Source organism: Nocardia sp. NPDC046763 (assembly GCF_040645495.1).
Lineage (GTDB): Bacteria > Actinomycetota > Actinomycetes > Mycobacteriales > Mycobacteriaceae > Nocardia.
This window is the reverse complement of record NZ_JBEYYI010000006.1, coordinates 1-18,299: the sequence shown is the minus strand read 5'-3', so window position 1 is coordinate 18,299 and position 18,299 is coordinate 1. Positions and strand designations below refer to the sequence as shown.

11 protein-coding genes and 2 tRNA genes are annotated in these 18,299 nt (G+C 66.1%); 4 read left to right on the top strand and 9 right to left on the bottom strand.

The genetic code is table 11. The features are described from left to right. Positions 1-90: 90 nt before the first annotated feature. Entirely contained in the window at positions 91-804 is a 714-nt protein-coding gene (locus tag ABZ909_RS11595) for an alpha/beta hydrolase (RefSeq protein ID WP_356997952.1), read from the bottom strand. 123 nt (positions 805-927) lie between these two features. On the opposite strand from ABZ909_RS11595, the gene ABZ909_RS11590 reads away from it, so the two are divergent. After that, positions 928-1,266, top strand: a complete 339-nt coding sequence (locus tag ABZ909_RS11590) for a hypothetical protein (protein ID WP_356997951.1) — start codon at positions 928-930, stop codon at positions 1,264-1,266. A 406-nt stretch (positions 1,267-1,672) separates the two neighbouring features. Here ABZ909_RS11590 and ABZ909_RS11585 read toward each other — a convergent pair whose 3' ends face one another. From ABZ909_RS11585 to ABZ909_RS11560, 6 genes are all read right to left on the bottom strand, one after another. After that, positions 1,673-2,365 (bottom strand): hypothetical protein, encoded by a 693-nt coding sequence (locus ABZ909_RS11585; RefSeq protein ID WP_356997949.1) that lies wholly within the window; start codon positions 2,363-2,365, stop codon positions 1,673-1,675. A gap of 746 nt (positions 2,366-3,111) precedes the next feature. After that, positions 3,112-5,244, bottom strand: coding sequence for a serine/threonine-protein kinase (locus ABZ909_RS11580; RefSeq protein WP_356997948.1), 2,133 nt, complete (start codon positions 5,242-5,244; stop codon positions 3,112-3,114). Positions 5,245-7,536: 2,292 nt separating this feature from the next. Beyond that, positions 7,537-7,611: transfer RNA gene (locus ABZ909_RS11575), tRNA-Val, on the bottom strand. 14 nt (positions 7,612-7,625) lie between these two features. Then, a tRNA-Gly gene (locus ABZ909_RS11570) sits at positions 7,626-7,701 on the bottom strand. A gap of 114 nt (positions 7,702-7,815) precedes the next feature. Continuing rightward, on the bottom strand, positions 7,816-8,688 hold the full coding sequence (locus ABZ909_RS11565; protein WP_356997946.1) for a DMT family transporter: 873 nt from the start codon (positions 8,686-8,688) through the stop codon (positions 7,816-7,818). Positions 8,689-8,994: 306 nt separating this feature from the next. Then, complete coding sequence (locus ABZ909_RS11560) at positions 8,995-9,678, bottom strand: CPBP family intramembrane glutamic endopeptidase (RefSeq protein ID WP_356997945.1); 684 nt, start codon at positions 9,676-9,678, stop codon at positions 8,995-8,997. Between the two features lie 127 nt (positions 9,679-9,805). Here ABZ909_RS11560 and ABZ909_RS11555 point away from each other — a divergent pair, with 127 nt between their 5' ends. Beyond that, positions 9,806-11,551 carry an amidohydrolase family protein gene (locus tag ABZ909_RS11555; RefSeq protein WP_356997943.1) on the top strand — a complete coding sequence of 582 codons (1,746 nt, stop codon included), beginning with the start codon at positions 9,806-9,808 and terminating at the stop codon, positions 11,549-11,551. Between the two features lie 129 nt (positions 11,552-11,680). Here the strand turns inward: ABZ909_RS11555 and ABZ909_RS11550 are convergent, their stop codons facing one another. Beyond that, positions 11,681-12,727 carry a fused (3R)-hydroxyacyl-ACP dehydratase subunits HadA/HadB gene (locus tag ABZ909_RS11550; protein WP_356997942.1) on the bottom strand — a complete coding sequence of 349 codons (1,047 nt, stop codon included), beginning with the start codon at positions 12,725-12,727 and terminating at the stop codon, positions 11,681-11,683. Between the two features lie 340 nt (positions 12,728-13,067). Here ABZ909_RS11550 and ABZ909_RS11545 point away from each other — a divergent pair, with 340 nt between their 5' ends. Together ABZ909_RS11545 and ABZ909_RS11540 are read left to right on the top strand one after the other, a co-directional pair. Next, positions 13,068-14,015, top strand: coding sequence for a LysR family transcriptional regulator (locus tag ABZ909_RS11545; RefSeq protein ID WP_356997941.1), 948 nt, complete (start codon positions 13,068-13,070; stop codon positions 14,013-14,015). A 322-nt stretch (positions 14,016-14,337) separates the two neighbouring features. After that, positions 14,338-15,405 (top strand): FUSC family protein, encoded by a 1,068-nt coding sequence (locus ABZ909_RS11540; protein WP_356997939.1) that lies wholly within the window; start codon positions 14,338-14,340, stop codon positions 15,403-15,405. Positions 15,406-15,442: 37 nt separating this feature from the next. On the opposite strand, the gene ABZ909_RS11535 is transcribed toward ABZ909_RS11540, so the two are convergent. After that, complete coding sequence (locus tag ABZ909_RS11535; RefSeq protein WP_356997937.1) at positions 15,443-17,740, bottom strand: FdhF/YdeP family oxidoreductase; 2,298 nt, start codon at positions 17,738-17,740, stop codon at positions 15,443-15,445. Between the last annotated feature and the right edge of the window lie 559 nt (positions 17,741-18,299).

Genomic DNA, 18,299 nt, shown 5'->3' with positions numbered 1-18,299 from the left:
GGTCTACCTGATCGCGTGGCACCAACCGCACCCAACGCCCATCGGGACGGGACACCCCCTGGACCGGCACGACGCGCCTTACCCGGGCGTTCAGGGGCAGCTGGTGGCCAATGGCACACCACGCAGCGCCGAATCGATCAACTGCTGCAATGCACCGTCGATCGGCTCTTGGCCGTGGGAGACCGTACGGCCGGGGCAGAACGATTGAATACCGACATTGGTCGCACCCGGCAGCGGGCTCTTCTCCGCCCCGGCGTTGTCGGAGAAGAAGTGGTAGGCGATCAGGCCCGACGGCACCGCGGGATCCGCATTGAGCCGAGTCAGGAATGCCGAACCCGGCACCAGATCTTGGCAACCCGGGGACACCCCGGAGCATACGGTTCCGAGGTCGTCACCTTGTTCGGGTGTGCCGTAGTCGATGTAGGTTCCGACCGAATCGATTCCGCCGAGGAATTTCACATAGGCCCGCTGTGCGAGACCGCCCATGGAGTGACCGACCAGATCCACCCGCCGTGCCCCGGTCTGTCGACGGATATCGGCGACCTTGTCGGCGACGGCCTGCGCTGACTCCGAGATCGGTGCTGTCCCCGTAGGATTCCCGGCCAGCACCATCGAAAAGGTGGAATATCCGCGTGCATCGAGCCAACCCTGGAGGCTCTCCAACCGCGCCTGATCCGCATAGATGCCGCCGATCACCAGGACCGGGTCCCGGTCGCCGCCTTCCGCTGCCGCGGTCGCGACGTGCCCCGTGACCAATCCTGTTGCCGCGCACAGCAGGACGATGCCTGTGCGTGCGATCTGCATGAGGGAGTGCATCGGCCCGCTTTCGTGGAAGATCTGACTGCCGTTCTACCACCACAGTGATCAGCGTGCCGAGTCGGTCGGCACAATTAACCCGGTTGTGCCTGTGGTTGCTGACCCCGGGAGTTGAAGGCCCTCGAGATCACGCTCACCGTCACAGCGCTGATCGTCGTTACGTCAGACATGATGTGGTTTCGTCTCTGGCGGCACGGAATGCGAGGTTTCACCCTCTCCATGCTGCCCGGGTACCAAGTGGCCGCACGCTACGGCGCCGATACGGTCGAGTTCCAAACCGCCGTAAGCCGATCCCGTTTCCCCTACTCGACAATCCACGCGGTGACATTCCACGAATCGATCGCGGTGCTGACGACCAATCGAGCATCGATGTATCCGAGCCAGCTGGTCCCGGACCGGGCCCTCGCGCACATGATCGAGCGAAACCCGCGAATCGTCGTCAAACGCTGAGGTGGACAACGGCCTGAGCGCCCGCCAGCGTCCGGCGCAGTGGTGACGTCCGGTGCGGCTGTGAGCGGAATCTGACGGCCTGCCCGGCATAGGATGCTGCCGTCCAAGGTCCGGCGGCAGGCATGGTCCGTTATGCCCGAACGGTTTTAGGATCCCCTGGGCGCGCCGCCGCATGGTGGCCGCGCCGCCCCTCCGCGCCCAAGCACGATTGTCCGACCGGCGGACCGTATCCCCGTGGCGGTGGGGTGAGCGGAAATTCGTCCTTGGCCGGGAGCCTCTGCGGCGCGGCGGGCAGACGATGGGGGCAGGCCGCGGGCCCGCCCCGGACAGAGCGCGGCGCGCTCAGGACCGCGTTCACCGACGGGCAGGACTGCGCCATCCTGGTGTGGCACTGCTCGGAATGCGGTCACTGGGAGCCGTACGAACCCCATCCGATGGATCCGGAAGCGACTGTGCCGAACTGCCTGTGCGGTGCGGTCATGGTCGATGTTTCTCCGTCGCAATGGGATCCGTCGAAGTTCCGAATCGTCATGTGCACCGACTGCGGGGCATATGACACCTGGTGGGCCGCCCGCCACGACAGCGGATACCAGCGGGACACCGGCCACACAACGGAGTGTGCGCACGAAACCCGCCGGTTGATCGATGAATTCAGCGAGGAATGCATCGATTGCGGCATCCGCGCCAGATCATCAACTTCGGCCGCGATGAGGAGCGCCATTTCCTCTGTGCGCCCGATTACACGACACTGCTGCAGATCCTGCTCGAGGAAGTACTCACCGGTGCTTGGCCTGCCACCGAAATGGCCAGCCAGTCGCCCGATGGCACGTGGACCAACCTGCCCTGGTTCGGCGACCCCGACGACCACTTCTTCAATGCTCTCTATAGCCGTTTCGAAGACCGGGGACAGTAGCGAGACCACACTCAACTCGACAAGACCGGACATCCGGGAGTGTTGATCGCAGCGAGTTTCGTCCGCTTTCGGCGAGAGGAACGATCGTGCGGGGTTCGGCGTGACCATCAAATCGGTCACAGCAGGAGTGGCCCTGTTTACCGAAATCCGATCGGCCAGCCGGTCAGGGCGGGTGCGGGTTTTCACCCTGGGGTGGGTGTTGCGCGATCCGTTCACAGACCAGGATTGACCCTGTCCACGTCGTGAGCGATACCGCGCCCAGGGAAGTGATGCAGATGCCTCTTGCTGTTCAGTTTCTGTCTTCTCGTCCAGGGACCCCCGGCAGGCGAATGCACTCGCTTGCCCGGCGCGGCGTCCGGCTGTCGATGGCCCTTACCGGCGGACTCATGCTGCTCGGCCCCAGCGTCTTGGGGATGTCGGGGTCGCTGCCGCTAGCCGCCGCATCACCGGTGGCATCCGTGTCGTCGTTCGATGCCGCCTCGCAAAGCCACTGGCATCCGCCGATGCTTCGGTGCCCTCGCTTCGACTGCTAACTCAGTTCCCCACCGGGCGGCGGGTTCCCCAGGACACGGCGGGGCGGAGGCTCCTGCCAGATCTATCCGGGGTGTTCCAGCCCCGGACCAGGGCGGACTGGCTGCGGCGTCCCGGGCAGCCCACCCTGTGACACGAGCGCAGCGGCTGCGAGGCCAGGCACGGTTGCCCCAGGGAGCAACCGAAGCCCAAGGATCCATGGCCAGACCCACAGCCCCTGCCTCAGCCGGTGCTGGTGCGGATCGCATACGGAAGGCAACCACCGCCCGGACTTACCGAGTTCGCACGTCGTCGCATCGGCATCGAAGACCAGTTGACTTCGTCAGTCCGCATGACGCGAGTTATCGACGTATCGACGTGCGGTCGGCGCTGGTTCGCCGACGCCGCGGAGACATCGGTGCCTACAGCGGGTTCTTTTTGAACCAATCGATCAAACCCTGATCGGTCTTGGGACGGTTCGAGGGGGAATCGGGATCGACTGCTTTGACTCGAATGGCGATGTCGCTGCTCTGATCCAACGCAACGAGCGTCGGCACAGGATCGGTGGTGCAGGTGAACCGGTCGACGGTCGCGCCATTTCGAATCGACGGTTGCTCGGGACCCGTTGCACCGTCGCACGCGCGCCCGCCGGACTTCCTCATGACACCATCGAAAAACTGGGTCGCGATCGGATGGTTGGGAAATTGGAAAAACGTTGCTGTCGGCGCACCAGACTCGTTGCCCAAACATACGACGACGGCGGTCGCATCGCTCTCGGGTGACTCGTGTCGACAGTATCGTGGGTTGTAAGTTTTCGGCAGTTTGGTGAGCAGATCGCGGTCGGCCTGCGTGGTGTAGTCCGGGTCCTTCGGTTTGGTCCGGAATTGCGAATTTCCCTCTCCCGTGTCGTTCAGTGTCCAGAACAAGCTGGCGCTACCACCCACCGACTCGGTGAAGTAGAAGACCGCCATGCTCATGGCCGCGTCGTCGGTTTGGATCACCCCCGAGGTCGGTGGTGTCGTAGTGGCATCCATGAAGCAGGCCGTCCGCCCGACCTCCCTGCCGTCTCTCGTCGCCGCGCCGTCCGGGCCGGGTGGATAGCCCGGGCAGTTGCTGGTCTGTACCGGTAAGCCGTGATAGGCCTTGCCTAGCGCATCGGCGTTGGGAAACAGGTGGAACTCCGCTCTCGGCACGCGGATTTCGGGAATTTCGTCGCAGGCGAGACGGGCTTTCTCCCCCAGAATCGCCTCTGGGTTCCAGTGATGACAGATGCTGCGGTTGTACGGGCCTTGCACGTTCATCAGCAGGGTGATGTCGTCGTCGGTGAACTCCGATTTCGCCGCCCCTGGGGCCGGTGGTGTCGGCTTGTGGAGTCGCGGCCAGGCTCCGACGGCCACGACGGCCACGACAGCCGCGGCAGTGGCGGCAGTGGCGATCCAGAGGGCGCGTGGCCGGCGCCTGGGCCCCCGGACGGATCTCGCCTCGGGTGCGAAGGTCGCCCGGTGTGCGGGATGCACCGCCACGGTGGGATCGTATTCGAATACGGCAAGGGGACCATCGTCTTCGGCGTCGCCGGTAGACGGTACAAGTGCGGCGTGAGCGGCGGCGGCCAGTTCGCCGGCGCTGGAGTAGCGTTCATCGGCCGACTTCGCCATGCCGCGCGCGACGACAGCGTCGATCGCGACCGGGATTCCCGGTGCGTAGCTGCTCGTTCGGGGTGGAAGTTCGATCATGTGGGCCCGCATGATGGCGGCGTCGCCGCCGTCGGTCGCGTAAGGGCGGGTGCCGGTCAGGCATTCGTGCAACACGCACGCCAGGGCATACACGTCGACAGCCGGGGTGGCCGGGCCGGATCCGAAACGTTCCGGTGCCATGTAGTTGAACGACCCGATCGCCGATCCGGTCTGGGTCAGGCGTTCGTCGGTATTCGTGTTGGCCAGGCCGAAGTCGGCCAGGTAGGCGAACCCGTCGTGGGTGAGCAGGATATTGTCCGGCTTCACGTCACGATGGACCAGGCCGTCGTGGTGTGCCGCGTCGAGTCCGGCTGCGATCTGGCAGATCACCGAGACAGCTTGCTCGGGCGGCAGCGGGCCGTGGCTTCTCAGCACTGTGCGGAGGCTTTCGCCGTGCACGAGTCGCATGTCGATGTAGAGCAGCCCGTCGATCTCGCCGTAGTCGTGGATCGGGATGACGTGGGGCTCCTGCAGCAGCGCGGCGATGTGGGATTCGCGCCGGAACCGGGCCCGATAGACCGGGTCGTCGGCCAGCTGTTCGGGCAGCACTTTCACCGCGACCACCCGGCCCTTGGAGGTGTCGAGTGCCTCGAATACCCGGCCCATTCCGCCGGAACCGATCAGCCGCCGCAGGCTATATTTCCCGAACGTCGACCCTGGCATCAGCGGCGGCCGTGGGTTGTTCACGACTGCCTTGCCTGCGTTGTGCGCAACCCGCGCAGGTTGATCAGAATCGAGAATCGGCGCTTGAACATTGTCGACTTGCCGGTGGACGACGACGCGGCCTCGGCCCCTTCGGCGAAAGTACGACCCCACTGCCACACGATCTATGCCCCTCCAAATTTTAGTCCAACGGTATGGGCCGGCTTACTACGACTGCTCGGGGATCGACCGGCTCTCGCGCCGACACATCCAGCGAATGCTGGTGACTCACTGCTGATAGGGGCACCGTCTCGTTCCACAGACTCGCCTGGAGGATTTTGGTTCGCTGCATGCTGCGCGCAGCGTGCGGCACGCGGCCGGTACTGCGATCGCTCCGGCGTACGGGCAACCGAAGCACGCCCGCAAGAACTCGCGTCCAGGCGGATACGGCAACGGCTCCGCCCGATCGGCCTGCGGACGGCACGGTGGCCGGACCCCCACTGCCCGTGCGTCGGAGTCGAGTGCACGATGTTCACCGCCTCCGCGACCAGTTCGCGGCCCACCTCGCGGAAAAAGGTGTAGCGCGGTAGGCCTCGGCTCGGTCGCGAACATCCGCGACAAAGGTGGACGGCATTCGTGAACTCCTGGAAAGCTGGTTCGTGTATCGGCGCTGCGCGCGATGGGTGAGGTCTGCCCGCTTCGTTGGTAGCAGCCTTGACAAGAATCTTCGGCGTCGGCGCTCGTCCCGAATAGCCACCATAGGTGGCGATCATTTTCACCCCTGGGCAACATCTCACGCCCTGGGTGCCGACACAGCACGGCTGGTCGGCGCCGATTCCGCCGCGGTTGTACAACGGGACGGTTTGCTGCGCGACGCGATTCCGCGCCCCCGGTTCCATGTCAACGCCGGCCCGTCCGCCATGAATGAGACCGATATGAATGGCTGCATGTTATCTGCGGCTTGTCGATTCGGCGGGCCGATCGGTGCGTCTGCCGTACTACCTCCTTCACGTCAACCCGGAGTTGTGGGACCTGGTTTACAACGGGATCCGATATTCGGTGGCCAGCGGCCGTGCCCGTCCGGATCATTGGACTCGGCGAGCGCTGCGGCTTCCCTGACCTGCTGCTCGAAGTCGCCAAACCAGGTCCGACACTGTCTACCTGCGCGACCGCACCGCCTTCACCCGATTCTTTGACGGCTTTACTTTGCTGGAGCCGCCCGGCGTCATTTACGCCACTGCGTCGAGTTCCGAAGCGGATCAGCCTCTGCGAAGAAATAGAACGCCGTGTGCATCGCTGCTGGTAGAGACTCTGCTGAGCCCCCATCCGATATCCGAGTGGGGCTCAGCCGTTTCGCCGGCGCCGCGCCGATGACCGGTTCGGACAGCGCACTCAGCGGCAGATGCGGACGTTCAGATGCGGGACCTCGTCGCTCGGCTAGGAACGTTGGAGTGGGAATTCGAGCTCGATGCTTCGCATGCCCGGATCGGGACGTGGTGTCTGGCAGGCCCTATTGAAGGGCGAGTGTTCGTGCAGGTGTAGTGAATTGGTGGAAGCTGTCGACGAAGTCCTTCAGGGCGTGGCGATCTTCGTCACCGGGCGGGCGATGGCCGCGTTCGGCAGTAACCACGACGAGGTCACCGGCTCGTATCTGTAGAACATCCCAGCACACCGGCAACACGAGAGCGTGGACCGTACGTCCATGGCAGCTGATTGTGAGATAGGAGCTGTACCGGCTCGCTACGGCTGCTAGGTCCTCGGCAATGTCCACGGTGAGCTCTCCGGCCGTCCGGAATTCCTCAAAGTGCATGTCGTCGTTCCCCCGTGCCTTCCTGTTCGTGTCGCCGCTCCCCAGCCTATGCAACATTAGGTACTCAACGCGCCAAACTCGGCATGAGCGCACACAGCCGGCGACCGTACGGCACTCTGCCCGTTGATCTTTGGTTGCCCCGCGCTGGCCGGTTCGGTCAGCGCGGTATGCGGCAGGAGAGTGCGCTGCCATGCGGGTATGAACGGCCAACCCAACTGTTCTAAACGTGCACTACAGCTGAGGAATTGGTGTGAAATTGCTGCTCTACGCCGGATTGTGAGGGAGTGCACCGGTCGCACCGAAGATCGGCTGGTCGACCACCACAGTGCCCGACCAAACCCGTGCGCAGTACCGAGATCAGTTAGAAGAGTTGGCCTTCGCTCTCGTGGCCTACCGGCGGCGCGAGCCGGATCGGTGCGGCGGACGCAAGTCCAACAACAACGGCCCCTCGGCAGAATGCCGGTGCGGGCGCAAGATTCGGGTCTCGCGGACTGCGTTCGAGGTTGCGCCGATCTACTGTGGCAGCTGCGGCGCAGAGGTCAGCGCCGAAGGCGAACCTGGGGGAGGGGACCCAGTTCAGATTGAGTTCACAGACCTCAGTTCACGTTGAGCTCATGACAGCAGAAAGGCCCGGCGGAAACCGGGCCGATCTGGTCGAACGTTGGTGCGCGATACTGGGATTGAACCAGTGACCTCTTCCGTGTCAGGGAAGCGCTCTCCCGCTGAGCTAATCGCGCCGAAAAATCCCCCGTGGAGCGGATGACGGGATTCGAACCCGCGACCCTCACCTTGGCAAGGTGATGCGCTACCAGCTGCGCTACATCCGCGTGCTCGCCCGGCCTTGTGGGCCGATCGGCTTGCGGGACAGAACATTAGCCTATGGGTGGGTGGTTAATGCAAATCGCCAGGAAAACGGGGGATTTCGGGCGTGGCGGCGATGGTCAGCCGGTGACGGGCTGGGGTTCGGAGGCGGGGGCGGCCTGGGCGCGGGAAAGGCGCACCGCCGCAACGCACATGACGACGACCGAGGCGGCGACGAAGGCGGTGCCGACGGGGCCGGAGCGCAGCCGCTCGTCGAGGACCGTCATGCCGAGGAAGGCCGCGCCCAGCGGTTCGGCCACGGTGAAGGCCGGCAGGGAAGCCGACAGTGGGCCTACCTGATAGCCGCGCTGTTGCACGTACAGGCCGAGCATGCCGCACGCGGCCAGGACGTAGAGCTCCCAGCTGGTCAGTGCGGTGCCGATGCCGACCCGGAACAGTCGGGTGACATGCTCGGTGAGAGCGGCGGAGATGCCGAACATCAAGCCTGCGGCCGTGCCCAGCAGCAAGGCCTGCAGGGTCGGCACCTTCACCGTGGTTGCCACCGCGATGCCAGCGACGATCGCACCCAGCGTCAACCCCAGCGGCAGCATCCATCGATGCCAGGGCGCGTCGGTCACCCCCTGGGTCGGGTCCCCGACCACCAGGAAGCAGGCCAGCGCGATCGACAGTGCCGCCGCCTGTATCCACATCTCCGCCGTCACCCGGCGTCCGCTGTAGTGCGCGGCCAGCGGCAACGCGAACACCAGCGCTGTCACCAGAATCGGCTGGACCACCAGCACCGAGCCCAGCGCCAGCGCGGCCACCTGGAAGGCGAAACCGCCCGCGTCCCCGATCAAACCCGCCAGCCACCGCGGATTCCGAATCAACTTGGCCAGCAGCGCATCCCCTTCGGGCACATCCGCCGCGGCCCGCTGCTGTGCCACCGCCGACACCGCAAACAGGATCGCACCGATGAACGCACAGACCACCGCTGCCACAGGTAGGTTTCCCATCCGGTCAGTCTGCCCGACCGGCCCATGCCGGTCGGTCGCCAGGGGTCTTCTGCCACCAGCGGAATGTGAGGCGGTCGCCAGAGGGTAGCCGTCAGCGGTCGATTTCCTCGGCCCAGGCTTGCGCGTCGGCCATGAAGCCGCCGCGTTCCGCGGCTGAGCCGGGACCTGGCGCGCAGCAGGGGGTCGGAGCGGCGGTTGATGAAGGTGGCCACATCGTCGCGGGCTGTTGCACATCGCCCGCACCACAACGGCACTGCCGGCCTTCGTGCTCATTATCGCCGTGGTGTCCGGCCCGGAACCGTCGCGTCAAGCGGTTCTGTTGGCTCCCAACTGAATTCGGGCGGCCGGGGCGGCGCCGTGATAGAAGTACCGTCCCAGCCCGACGGAGAACACCAGCATCCCGTACAGCGCGTGCTCGACCGAGGCGGTGAACAGCGACTGTGTCCGCATGTACCGCGCGGCGAACAACCACCCGCCGACGCTGCTCGCCGCCACGGAGAACCAGCTTCCGAATACGATGTGCACGTAGCCGAATGCCGCGGCACTGGCCGCCACCATCGCCCGCCCGTCACCGAACACCGGCTGGTAGCGGTGGAACAGGAACGACCGGAAGATCAACTCCTGCGGATACACGCTCAGAGCGGGATACAGCACCATCACCGCCAGCCAGATCAGCGGATTCCGCCGCGGCAGATCGAACAGATCCTCCCGCCGCAGCGCCGCGGTGACGGCGGTCAGCGCCACCGCGTTGGCCCCGGCGGTCACCGCCATGGACCGCGCCTGCTCGGGGAACGCCTCCGCCCGCCACAGCGACCCTCGATCGAATCCCTTCGACCGCCGCAGGTATACCGTCACCCCGGTCCCCAGCACCAGCAGCGCCGGAATCGGCGGCTTCCCCCGCAGTACCGCGTTGTACAGGGTCGTCCCGCCGAAGAACAACGCCGCGTACTCGGCGGCCAGATAAACCCGCCGCCACCGCCGAATCCTCATGGGCTACACCATAATTTCCCGCGCGTGAACGCGCTGATCAGAACCGATTCTCCCGATTCCCACTTCGCTGACGCAATGTCTAGTTAGTCTGTGTTGTGTTAGTGAATCTGGATTGCTAGGACCTCTCGTGGGCTACTCACTCATCATCGGCAACGGCACGATCGTCGACGGGACCGGAGCGGAACCGTATCCGGCCGACATCGCGGTGGAGAACGGACGGATCGCGCTGATCGCCGCGCCCGGGGCGCTCGCGAACACGCTGGCGCAGAACCGGATCGATGCGACGGGGCTGCTGGTCACCCCGGGCTTCGTGGACATCCACACGCATTACGACGGGCAGATCACCTGGGACCCGCAGCTCACGCCCAGCTGCTGGCACGGCGTGACGACCGTGGTGATGGGGAACTGCGGGGTCGGGTTCGCCCCGGTCACGCCAGAGAAGCGGGAGTGGCTGATCGGGCTGATGGAGGGCGTCGAGGACATTCCGGGCGCGGCGCTGTCGACCGGAATCCGGTGGGACTGGCAGTCTTTCCCACAATTCCTCGACGCGCTGGACCGGCTGCCGCTGGCCATCGACGTCGGCACCCAGGTGCCGCACGGCGCGGTGCGCGCGTACGTGATGGGGGAGCGGGGCGCGAAGAACGATCCAGCTTCGCCCGAGGACATCGCCATGATGGCCAAACTGGTGCGCGAAGGCATCGAGGCCGGAGCACTGGGCTTTTCGACCTCACGCACGATCGTGCACCGCGCCATCGACGGCGAACCCGTGCCCGGCACCTTCGCGGCCGAGGAGGAACTGTTCGGCATCGGCCAGGCGCTGGCCGACGCGGGCGCGGGCGTCTTCGAACTCGCCCCCGCCGGCATCATGGGCGAAGACCTCGCCGCACCGGATCGCGAACTGGCCTGGATGCTGCGCCTTGCCGAACAGACCGGCCGCACAGTGAGTTTCGGTCTCCTCCAGCACGATGGTGCGCCCGACGACTGGAAACGCCTGCTGGACGCGGCTGCCGCCGCCTTCGACTCCGGAATCCCGGTGCGCCCACAGGTTTCCGCGCGTCCACTAGGCCTGCTGATCGGCCTACAGACCTTCAACCCGTTCTCGTTCCGGCCCTCCTACCGGGCCGCGGTCGAACGCGCGGGACAGAACCTCGACGCCCTCGTGGCCGAACTCCGCGATCCGGCACTGCGCGAGACGATCCTGACCGAGGCCGATCTCCCCGACAATCCGATGGCCTTCATCAGCATGGGCCTCGACCGCACGTTCACCCTCGGTGACCCGCCCGACTACGAACCGGACCCGGAAGCCAGCCTGGCCGGCGACGCCGCCCGCGCCGGTGTCGAACCGTTCCGCTACATCTATGACCAGCTGCTCTCCCGCGACGGCCGGGCACTGTTCTACCGCCCGCTGCTCAACTACTCCCGCTTCACGCAGGATCCGATCCGCGAGATGCTCCTGCATCAGGCCACCGCGGTGGGTCTCGGCGACGGCGGCGCGCATGTCGGTGCGATCTGCGACGCCTCCAACACCACCTACCTGCTCACCCACTGGGCGCGCGATCGTGCGCGGGGCGAACGCATTCCGCTACCCGTGGCGGTCCGGAAGATGACCTACGACACCGCCCAGATGTACGGCCTGGACGACCGCGGCGTCATCGCCATCGGTAAGAAAGCCGACCTCAATGTGATCGATTTCGAGGCGCTGCGCCTGCTGCCGCCCGCCATGGCCTACGACCTTCCCGGCGGTGCTCGCCGATTGCTGCAGCGCGCCGAAGGCTACCGCGCGACGATCGTTTCCGGCGAGGTCGTGCTCCGCGACGGCGAGGACACCGGCGCCCGCCCAGGAGCCCTCGTCCGCTCCCAGCGTTCACACTGACCACCGGACATGACCGCCCGCGTTCACTTTTCGAGGAGCGTGAACGCCCTACCTCGAGCCCTGTGACTGCAGCAAGTAGGTGATATCGGCCTCGCCCGTTCTGGGTGAAGTGACATCGGCCGGGCCGGATCAGCTCAGCTGGACCACTGCGGTCGCGCGGCCGAATATCTTGCGGCCCTCGTGCGTTGCGGTGAGCGCGACAGCGGCGGTGCCGGCCGCCGGATCGATCGACTTGACCTTGCCGGTGAATTCGATCGCGGCCGGCTCGTCGCTGCCCACGTAGACCGGATTGCTCATGCGCACGCTCAGCTGCTTCAGCGCGCCCGGATCACCGAGCCAGGACGTGACGAAGGCTCCGGCGTAGGCCATGGTGAGCATGCCGTGCGCGACCACGCCACGCTCCAGACCCACCATGCGGGCGGCGTCGGGGTGCCAATGGATCGGGTTCGCGTCGCCCGCCACCCCCGCGTAGCGGACCAGATCGCCGATGGTGAGAAAGACTGTGCGACTGGGTAACTCGTCGCATTCGTGGACCGAGCCGACCGCCCGCGAGTCGGTGCTCCGGTACGTGGCCGGCGTGGGGATCCAGTCGACGAGCTCGACCTGCTCGGGCGAGTGCCGCACGAAGGTGTCCACCCCGCGGTGCACCAGCGCTCCGATCCGCTGTGCCACCTCCACGCTGTGTTCGGACCGCTCCGATCGCGCGATCATGCTGGTCGTCCCCGTGACCACCGCCTCGCCCCGCTGATCGGTGACGCAATTCTCGAACACCAGCATGTCCCCACCGAACGCCTGGCGAAACGAGTGCAGCAAGACATTGCTGGTCAATCGATCCCCGACCAGAACCGGCCGATGGAACTCCAGCACCTGATCCGTGTGTACCGAAGCCCGCAGGTCGTAACCCAACAGCAGCTCGCTCATCCCGTGCAGCACCGGCCCGCCCAGCAGCGCCACGAATGTCGGCGAAGCCGGCAATGCCGAATACCCCAGCGCGGCCGCGGCCATGTCATCCCAATGCGCCGCATGTTCATCCTGAACCGCTGCCGCGAACTCCAGCACCTTCTCGCGCCCGACCTCGTAGTACCCGTCCAGCCGGAACCGCCGCCCCGCTATCTCCCGCGCAGGTTCCATCACATCGAACCCGCCTCGGATACCCACGCCGACCCTGGCGTTCATTACACCACCTCTTCCACGAACCGAAGCGAACGATCTCGAGTCATCGATGTAGTGCAACAGCCGAGTGGTCCAGCGAACCCCGGTTCGATCGAACGTGAGTCGAGCGAAACCCGTAACGGCGTGACAAGGCAGAGTAACCAACCCGCGCCCACTTTTGTCGCATCGACCCCGAAACAGACAAAGACCCCCGAGTGAGTGGACGGCTCGGCGGCTGCAGTGATTCCGAGTCGATGCCCAACGAGGGATGCGGGCCGCCGACCGATCACCGATACCGCACGACAGCGGCCCATGAAGCGAATCGGCCGCAGGCGCCACAGGGTCGGCGTGATCGAATAGGGTCATGTTGTTCCGCCAGCTCGAGTATTTCGTTGCGCTCGCGCGGGAGCGTCATTTCGCGCGGGCGGCGGCCGCCTGCTACGTCTCGCAACCGGCGTTGTCGGAGGCGATACGCAAACTGGAGAACGAATTGAAGGTGCCGCTCGTGAAGCGCGGCCGCACTTTCGAGGGGTTGACTCCCGAGGGAGAGCGGCTGGTGCTGTGGGCGCGCCGCATCCTGGCCGACCACGACGCGCTCAAACAGGAGGTCACCGCGCTACGGACCGGTCTGTCCGGTGAGCTGCGGCTAGGTGTCATTCCCGCCTCCGCGGCGACCATCGCGCTGCTCACCGACCCGTTCTGCGCCGCGCATCCGCTGGTGCGGATCCACGTCGAGACCAGTCTCGCCTCCTCGGACATCGTCGATCGGTTGCGCCGGTTCGAACTCGACGCGGGTGTCATCTACCCCGACGGGCAGGACACCTCCGGACTGACCGTCACGCCCCTGTACCGCGAAGAACAGGTGCTGCTCGTCGGCGCCGATCTGGTCGCCGAGCGGACGAGCCCGCTCGACTGGATCGACATCGTGGAATTGCCGCTGTGCCTGCTGAATCCCGGAATGCGAGGCCGTCAACTGGTCGACACCGCCCTCGCCGCCCGGAATCTGGTCGCGCATCCGCGCCTCGAAACCGACTCGGTCGCAACCCTTTTCGCGCATGTCTCCACCGGTCGCTGGGCGACCGTCATCCCCTCGACCTGGCTGCGCACCACGCCGCCACCCGCCGGAGCCCGGGTCGTGCCCCTGCGAGACCCTGCCGCCGACTCGATGATCGCGCTGGTCATCCAGTCGGCCGAACCGGTCTCTACGCTGGCCCGAGCCCTGATCGAAACCGCCCGCGCCGCGCGCCCCGATGCCGTCGTACACGAGCCCACAGATCGCCGACCCACTAAGGGTGGTCCCGAAGCGCGTTGATCTCCGGGGCGCGGGGTGGTTTTGAGGTGGGCTGATCTCCGGGTCGACCGGCGTTGATCGGCGTTGTTTATCGGGGGATAAGAATTGCCGTTTGAACTGGGCATTCATGATCGACGACAATGGGTTCGCGGACGAATACCCCGGATCGGTGTCCCCCCGGCGTTGTCGGATCCGGGCGTCGGTCGGCTCGTCCGTCACCACCTCGCACGAACTCCGGCTCACACCCGTCGGTGGGCGTGCCGTATTCCTATGCCCGGTGGCGTCTTCCCATTGTCACCGGCAGGCGATGCGGAGCTGCCCGTACGACGATCGGAGACCGGCTGTGCGCCTGATACGCGGACTGACACGCGAACTGCTGGTGGTCGGCCCCCGCGGCGCCGACCACCACCATGCGGTGCGCGTCGCGTCCGGGCTGGCGATCCCGGGCACCGTACTGGTGCTGGCGGGCAGGACGGATCTGCTGGTATTCGCGGTATTCGGCTCCTTCGTCGGCATGTACGGGCGTGGCCGCACCCGCTGGTCACGGCTGCGGCACCAGCTGCTCGCGGCCGCGCTGATCGGTGCGGGCGCGACGATCGGTGTCCTGCTGGCGGCGATCCACGCCCGTCCGGTGCTCCTGGTCGCCGTCGAGACCGGATTCGCCGCTGCCGGTTCGCTGTTCGCCGATCGCGCCGAACTGCGTCCCGGCGGGCCCTTCTTCGGATTGTTCGCGCTCGGCGCGCTGGCGTCGGTTCCCGCGTGCGCGGCCGCACCATTGCCGGGACTGTCGCTGTTCGCCGCCACCGCGGTGCTCTGCGTCCTGCTCGGGACGCTCCACGCCGACACCGTCGCGCCGACCGTCGAAGCCCGGGCGTTCGAGCTCGGGGAGTCGGCGCGCCACGCCGGCCGCTATGTCCTCGCGGTCGCCCTCGCCGGTGCGGTCGGGGTGGGGTGGGGCGTGGCCCATGCCAATTGGGCGATGGCCGCCGCCGCGGTACCCCTGGCGGCAGCGGACGCGCGCGGCCACGTCCTGCGCGGAATGCACCGCGTACTCGGGACTTTCGTCGGACTGGCCGCCACCGCGGTCCTGCTGTTGCCGCATCTGCCCGCGGCGCTGCTCGGTGTGCTGGTCTTGCTGCTGCTGTTTCCCACCGAACTGTTCATGGCCCGCAATTACGCTCTCGCACTGGGCTTCTTCACCCCGCTGATCATGGTGATGACCGATCTCGCCGCGCCCGCCGACCCGGTTCGGCTACTTCTCGATCGCGGAACGGACACCATCCTGGGGGTGGGCATCGGTATCGGCGTGGCGATCGCCACCCGGCCAGGGACGATTTCCGGGGCGTCGCAGCCCGAGCTCCCGGCGGAGGATCGGGACGACGTCGCGCCGGGGCTCGAACCTCGCCCCTGAGCCGAATATCGAAAGCCTTGTATTCGTCGATGCCCGGTCAGCGTCCCGAGGCCTCGACCCGTACGCTGACGTTCTTCATGATCGGCTGGTCACTCTGGGTGCTGTAGTCGCCGATCGCGCACAGCACATTCATCTCCGGCATGTACCCGGCCGCGCAACCGCGCGGAATGTCGTAGGGAATGACCTTGTAGCGGCTCAACTTCCGGGTGCTGCCGTCACGGGCGATGCTGGTGATGTCGACCTCGTCGAACTCCCGGAGCCCACGCTCGCGCATATCGCCGGCGTTCATGAAGATCAGGGTGCGCAGATTCTTGATGCCCCGGTAGCGATCGTTGTCCGAATAGATGGTGGTGTTCCACTGATCGTGTGAGCGCATGGTCGCCAGCGTCAGCACATCCGCGTTCTGGGCCGGTTGCGGCAGCGGGGCCGCGGAGAACTCCGCGCGCCCCGACGGCGTGCGGAAGACGAGTTCGCGTGCGGGCTGGCGGATCCGGAACCCGAGCGGCAACCGCACCCGCCGGTTGAAGTCCTCGAATCCGTCCAGGACGGCGGCCATGGTCTCGCGGATGCGGTCATAGTCGTCGACGTAGTCCTGCCAGGGGGTGCGGCTGTCGGGCAGCGCGGCCCGCGCGATCCCGGCGATGATCGCCGGTTCGGAGAGCAGATGCGTGGACGCGGGGTTCTTCATGCCGGTCGACAGATGCACCATGCTCATCGAGTCCTCCACCGAGGTGGACTGGATCCCGTTGCGCTGCATGTCCTTCTCGGTGCGGCCCAGGCAGGGGAGGATGAGCGCACGGCGTCCGTGCACCAGATGGCTGCGATTGAGTTTGGTGCTGACATGAATCGTCAACTCGCAGTTGCGCAATGCTTCGAAGGTGTAGGCGGTGTCCGGCGCGGCGAGCGCGAAGTTCCCGCCCATCCCGACGAACACCGTCACCCGCCCGGCGGTCATCGCCTCGATGGTGGCGACCGTGTCCAGGCCGTGTGCGCGCGGTGGCTCGATGCCGCACACCTGGCCGAGCCGGTCCAGGAACGCCTCGGCAGGCCGATGGTCGATGCCGCAGGTGCGGTTGCCCTGCACATTGCTGTGCCCGCGCACCGGTGACGGACCCGCGCCCTCGCGGCCCAGATTGCCGCGGAGCAGGAGCAGGTTCACGATCTCGCGCGCCGTGTCGACGCCGTGCTCGTGCTGCGTGACTCCCAGACACCAGCTGACGATGGTGCGGTCGGCCGCACGGTAGATGTCCACCGCCGCGCGAATTTGCGCTTCGCTGACTCCGGACAGCTGCTCGATCTCGGCCCACGAGGTGGCCTCGCAGACCGCACGATAGGCGTCGAACCCGCTGGTGTAGCGGTCGATGAATTCGTGGTCCAGCGCCTTCGGATCCGACTTCGATTGCTCCAGAACAGCTTTGGCCATACCCCGGAGCAGGGCCATATCGCCGCCGATGCGGGGCTGCAGGTTCAGATTGCTGGTCGGGGTGGCCCGGAAGGTGGCCATCGCGAGGAATTCGTGCGGGATGATCGCCTTGCGCGCAGCGGCCTCGACCAGCGGGTTGATGTGCACGATCCGCGCGCCTCGCTTGTGGGCCTCGACCAGCGCCGTCAGCATGCGCGGCGCGTTCGACGCCGCGTTGACCCCCAGGATGAACAGCGCGTCCGCAGCTTCCCAATCCTTCAGATCGACTGTGCCCTTGGCGGTTCCGAGCGAGGCCTGCAACGCGCGACCGCTGGCTTCGTGGCACATGTTCGAGCAGTCCGGCAGGTTATTGGTGCCGAGCTCCCGCGCGAGCAGCTGATACAGGAACGTGGCCTCGTTGCCGAGTCGGCCGGAGGTGTAGAACGCCGCCCGATTCGGATCGTCCAGCTCCCGCAGCGCGCGCCCGGCCATCTCGAACGCGTCCGGCCAGGAGATGGGAACGTAGCGGTCGGTATCAGGGTCGTAGCTCATCGGTTCCGTCAGCCGGCCCTGGTTCTCCAGGTCGAACTCGCTCCACGCCGACAGCTCCGTGACGGTATGGGCCGCAAAGAATTCGCGCCCGACGCGCTTGTGGGTCATCTCCCAGGTGACGTGCTTGATGCCGTTCTCGCAGATGTCGAGATGCAGGCCCTTCAGGTCGTCGGGCCACGCGCACCCGGGACAGTCGAAGCCGCTGTTCTCGTGGTTCATCTTCAGGATCGCGCGCGGTCCGACGATCAGCTCGCCCTCGCGGGCCAGGAATCCGGTCACGCTCTTGGCTGCACCCCAGCCGGCCGCGGGGTGATGGTAGGGGTGAAAAGCGGGTTCGTGCTCGTCGCTGTCGCCGACGCTCTCGGGTGAAACCGTGGCCATCACGCTTCCCTTCGACGATCCGATGATCCGACCGGGCCGGGCCGGTAACTATCCTCATCCTCGCCAGTGCTCGCCGATGACGTCCAAGACGCATCAACGAATAACGATAGATCTCGCCGATCACCGCGCGCGAGCGCCCCCGCCGATTTCTCGCAGTGCCCATCCACGACGGAGAGCGCAGTGCCCGAGACAGCGGAAAGGCCCGGCGTGAGCCGGGCCCGATCTGTATGAAATATGGTGCGCGATACTGGGATTGAACCAGTACCGTGATCCGGGGTCACGACATTCCTGGGCGTTGCCGGGCTCCCCATTTCATATTCCCGTTGCTGGTCGGGTGGCCGATCCTGGCGTTTTCTCCACGGCCGTGTCCGCGTTGTCGACAACATCCGAGCGGACTCGAGCAGACCGACCGGTTGGAGATCTCGTATGGCCGCTGTCCGCGCCTATATGCTTGTTTGGCGGGTTTCTGTTGCCAGTGTGGGCACCCGAATCGCGGGCTGGGTGTTTGCTGGTCGGGTGTCGGATTGAGGGTGTTCCCGGAAGGGAGGGGTCCTCAGTG